At 66.8% G+C, this 3,886-nt stretch carries 4 protein-coding genes, 1 tRNA gene and 1 pseudogene; 2 read left to right on the plus strand and 4 right to left on the minus strand.

Annotation, left to right across the window (positions count from 1 at the left end):
• Positions 1 to 193: 193 nt before the first annotated feature.
• Both ampD and QZY48_RS05350 read left to right on the plus strand, forming a co-directional pair.
• Positions 194 to 727 (plus strand): annotated as a pseudogene (ampD, locus tag QZY48_RS05345) (1,6-anhydro-N-acetylmuramyl-L-alanine amidase AmpD); the annotation flags it as partial.
• 424 nt (positions 728 to 1,151) lie between these two features.
• Positions 1,152 to 1,394 (plus strand): hypothetical protein, encoded by a 243-nt coding sequence (locus QZY48_RS05350; protein ID WP_295428713.1) that lies wholly within the window; start codon positions 1,152 to 1,154, stop codon positions 1,392 to 1,394.
• Positions 1,395 to 1,770: 376 nt separating this feature from the next.
• On the opposite strand, the gene QZY48_RS05355 is transcribed toward QZY48_RS05350, so the two are convergent.
• The 4 genes from QZY48_RS05355 to QZY48_RS05370 form a co-directional block, all read right to left on the minus strand.
• Positions 1,771 to 2,043 carry an oxidative damage protection protein gene (locus tag QZY48_RS05355; protein WP_295428716.1) on the minus strand — a complete coding sequence of 91 codons (273 nt, stop codon included), beginning with the start codon at positions 2,041 to 2,043 and terminating at the stop codon, positions 1,771 to 1,773.
• Positions 2,040 to 3,128 carry an A/G-specific adenine glycosylase gene (gene mutY / locus QZY48_RS05360; protein WP_295428719.1) on the minus strand — a complete coding sequence of 363 codons (1,089 nt, stop codon included), beginning with the start codon at positions 3,126 to 3,128 and terminating at the stop codon, positions 2,040 to 2,042. The genes QZY48_RS05355 and mutY overlap by 4 nt, the downstream gene beginning before the upstream one ends.
• 121 nt (positions 3,129 to 3,249) lie before the next feature.
• Positions 3,250 to 3,621, minus strand: a complete 372-nt coding sequence (locus QZY48_RS05365) for a DUF2007 domain-containing protein (RefSeq protein ID WP_295428722.1) — start codon at positions 3,619 to 3,621, stop codon at positions 3,250 to 3,252.
• Positions 3,594 to 3,667 (minus strand) — tRNA-Gly (locus QZY48_RS05370). The genes QZY48_RS05365 and QZY48_RS05370 overlap by 28 nt, the downstream gene beginning before the upstream one ends.
• Between the last annotated feature and the right edge of the window lie 219 nt (positions 3,668 to 3,886).

Genomic DNA, 3,886 nt, shown 5'->3' on the forward strand with positions numbered 1-3,886 from the left:
CGATGCAATTTTGGGGTGTGAGAGAACCCAGGGCGCTACGATAAACTCGACAACGACAACGACAACGACAACGACAACGACAACGACAACGAGAGAAATGGCTAATGGCCACGCAACGCAAATCGATGAATGGGATCGCTCGCCCGACATGAATCCGCATCGCCCCGCCGACCCGTCGATTGACCCCCCGGCCATGGCCATCGATCCCGCCGGCTGGCTCGCGGGCGCCGCGCGCCGCCCATCGCCGCATTGCGACGACCGCCCGGACGGCGCCCCTATCGACCTCCTGGTCATCCACAATATCAGCCTGCCGCCGGGCGAGTTCGGCGGCCGCGCCATCGACGACCTCTTTCTCGGCCGCCTCGACCCCGCGGCCCACCCCTGGTTCGCCATTGCCGCGGCCGCCGGTCCCGTTTCCACCCATCTCCTGATCCGGCGCGACGGCGGCCTGATTCAATACGTCCCCTGCCGACGCCGCGCCTGGCACGCCGGCCGCTCCAGTTTCGGCGGGCGCGCGCGCTGCAATGACTTCTCCATCGGGATCGAACTGGAAGGAACGGATACCGAACCCTTTGCGCCCGTGCAATACGCCGCCCTCGCCCGCTGCACCAGGGCCATCCTCGAGCGCTATCCGGCGATCACGGCCGAGCGCATCGCCGGTCACAGCGACATCGCCCCTGGCCGTAAGACGGACCCGGGGCCTTGCTTTGATTGGCAACTCTATCGCGAACTGCTCCGCGCCGAGCATCCTGGCGCGGCCCGGCGGTCGGGCCTTGATCATCGTTGCGGCCGCCCCGGGCCGGAGTCCATGGCTTTACCGGGAAAGTCGCGCAGCGATGCCGTGGGAGCGGCTTCAGCCGCTACGAGACCTCGCGGGTTACCCGAGCGTCGCGGGTCACCGCCTCTGCGCCTCTGCGCCTCTGCGTGAGACCTCTTCTGCGTGAGACCTCTTAAGAATCTCACGCAGAGGCGCAGAGACGCAGAGAAGAAGCGCGTAAGTCGGGTTACCGTGAAAGCCCCTCCCGCCGGGGGCTTTCATGTTCCGGGGTGTCGGACACTCCCTTCATGGCCGTTAGCCTTGGGTTCACAGGACCAAGGCTGAAGCCTTGGACTCCTGAAGGGCGCGACCCGCCAACACAAGCGACGACACCATGGCGCCGACGCTGAGCAAGATGACCCTGGCCCTGCTGCTGTGCGTCGCCGCCGGCCTCCTGGTGTCGTTACGGCCGGCGGCCGCCGCGGCGCCGACGTGGCGAGCGCCGGACCTGGAAACAGCGCTACAGGAGATTGCACTGGATGGCGAAACCCTGACGCTGCACCAAGTATCGACCCCAACGGGGTCGAACATACCAGCCCAGGGCAACGCCCTGGGTACGGGTTATCGCAGAACTTAGCCCTGAAAGGGCGTGACATAATGGCGCGGATCCTTATACAAACGCTGATCAAATCGCCCGGACCCGATCTGATGCTAAGAAAAGCAGTATCTTAGAGCGCAAACTTAGGTTTAATCGGCGTTTCCTTATGTCCCGCCCTTTCAGGGCTAGGCCGAATAAACAACGCTATCCCAGGGCGTTGCCCTGGGCTGGTATATCACGCCCCTTCGGGGCTCGCAAGAATAGCTGAAACGGGGTACCAGGCTCGCCCACGGTCTTGCCGCACCTTAGGAAGGGTTCACGGATAAGGTAAACAAGTCCATTAGGGAATGCTTGTCGCGCAGTTGCAACCGGTTGCGCCCGCCGGCCGGGCGCGACTTCCGCGGCGCGGGGCAGTTCAACTGGTTGGCGGGACATACCCCTCGGGCAGTTCGGCCCCGTCGCCGAAGAAATAGCGCTCCATCTGTTCTTCCAGGAACTTGCGGGCCTTGGGGTCCATGGGGTTCAAGCGGTTTTCATTGATCAGCATGGTCTGGTGGCGCAGCCACTGGGCCCAGGCGGGTTTGGAGACCTGCTCGAAGATGCGCTTGCCCAGTTCGCCGGGGTAGGGTTGGCGGTCCAGGCCTTCGGCGTCCGCGCCGAGCTTGATGCAGTGAAGGGTACGGCTCATCTGATTTGTTCCTGTAGCGATGTCTGTTCGGGGTCCGGCGGGGCCAGGTCCGCGAGGATGCTCCGCACCGGCGCCGGCAGGCCCAGGGCGGCCAGGGCGCCGGGTTGCCACCAGGCCTCCCGGTCCGTGTCGGCGATGCCCATGGGGGCCGCCGGGGTCCAGACCTGGGCGATGCGCATGGCCAGCGCAAAGTGGCTGAAGGTGTGACGGCGCGGCGGGTGCATTTCAAGGCGCAGGGGTGCGGCGCCGGTACGCTCCCGGCACCAATCGGCCGGGTCCCGCCCGGGGTCGGTCTCCGGCAGGCTCCAGAGGCCGCCCCAGATGCCGGTGGGTGGGCGGCGCTCCAGCAGGACGGCGCCCTGGGGGTCGCGGGCCAGGATCATGAGGGTCGTGCGCTCCGGCAGGCGCCTGGATGGCTTGGGTGTGGGCAGTTGCGCCTGGCGTCCCTGGCGCCGGGCGACGCAGGGGGTCGCCACCGGGCAGCGCTCGCAGGCCGGGCGGGTGCGGGTGCAGAGGGTGGCGCCCAAGTCCATCAACGCCTGGTTGTAGGCGTCCACCCGCAGGGCGGGCGTGAGCCGCTGCGCCAGCCGCCACAGCTCGGCCTGTACCGCCGCCTGGCCGGGCCAGCCCGCGATCCCGAAAGAGCGCGCCAGGACGCGCTTGACGTTGCCGTCCAGGATGGGGTGGCGCTGGCCCAGGGCCAGCGAGAGCACGGCCCCGGCGGTGGAACGGCCGATCCCGGGCAGGGCCTCGACACTCGTGATGGCGGTCGGGAAATTCCCGCCGTGGCGCTCGCGGATCAGCACGGCGGCCCGGTGCAGGTGGCGGGCACGGGCGTAGTAGCCGAGCCCCGACCAGTGCGCCAGGACCGCATCGAGCGGGGCCGCGGCCAGTTCGGCGAGCGTTGGAAAGCGCGCCATGAAGCGCTCGAAATAGGGGATCACGACGGCGACCTGGGTCTGCTGGAGCATGATCTCGGAGACCCAGACCCGATAGGGCGTGGGCTCGCGCTGCCAGGGCAGGTCCCGGCGCCCGTGGTGGTCGAACCAGTCGAGCAGGGGCTGGGAGAAGGCTTCGGGCGGCACGTCGGCTAGCACAAGAAGAGCATTTGTCCGCAAATAAACGCAAATAAACGCAAATAAGACGACACATCGATGATCGCAGACGGCATCTTGAAGCGGATAAATTCGCTCTTTTGGTCTGGGATCAGGGTCGCGCCCGCCCGCAGTTCCAGCACAGGTCGAAATCGCCCTCGACCTGCTCCCCGCAGGCCGGGCAGTCCCAGTCGGCGGCCGGGGCCGCGGGGGGCGGATTCAGGAAGTCGGTGAGCAGTTGCCTGGCGCGCGCCAAGTCACGCTCGTCGGTCAGCCACAGGGTGGGGAGGATGTCGGCGGGTAGTTGACCGGCGGCGCCCGCCAGGTAGTCACCGAACACCGCGGCGTCGATCCGGTGGCGCGCGAGCAGGTCCAACAGGAGTTGCGCCTCGATCCGGTCGGCGGCCTGGTAGAGACGCTGCATCGCCGGGCCTAAGGACAAGGGGCGGGGGAAGATGGAGCGGGTGATGGGAATCGAACCCACGCTATCAGCTTGGGAAGCTGAAGTTCTACCATTGAACTACACCCGCGTCGGAGGAGGATTCTAGGCACTCCCGGGCCGCGGTGCAACACCCGGCGCGCTTGCCGCCCGTCGGCCGGCGGGCCTTGATCAACATTTCGGCCGTAGGACACTGCCACGACCGCCGGACGTTCTCACGGACCGGGCGTCGTTGTCGTTGTCGTTGTCGTTGTCGTTGTCGTTGTCGTGGTCGTGGTCGTGGTCGGATTATTCGATTACGACAACGACA

Origin of the sequence: uncultured Thiodictyon sp., assembly GCF_903828115.1 — a bacterium.
In the GTDB taxonomy this organism is placed as follows: domain Bacteria; phylum Pseudomonadota; class Gammaproteobacteria; order Chromatiales; family Chromatiaceae; genus Thiodictyon.

Bases quoted from the DNA above. Each gene is read 5' to 3' on its own strand.
- QZY48_RS05355 (WP_295428716.1), bottom strand. From the start codon at position 2,043: ATGAGCCGTACCCTTCACTGCATCAAGCTCGGCGCGGACGCCGAAGGC.
- QZY48_RS05350 (WP_295428713.1), top strand. From the start codon at position 1,152: ATGGCGCCGACGCTGAGCAAGATGACCCTGGCCCTGCTGCTGTGCGTC.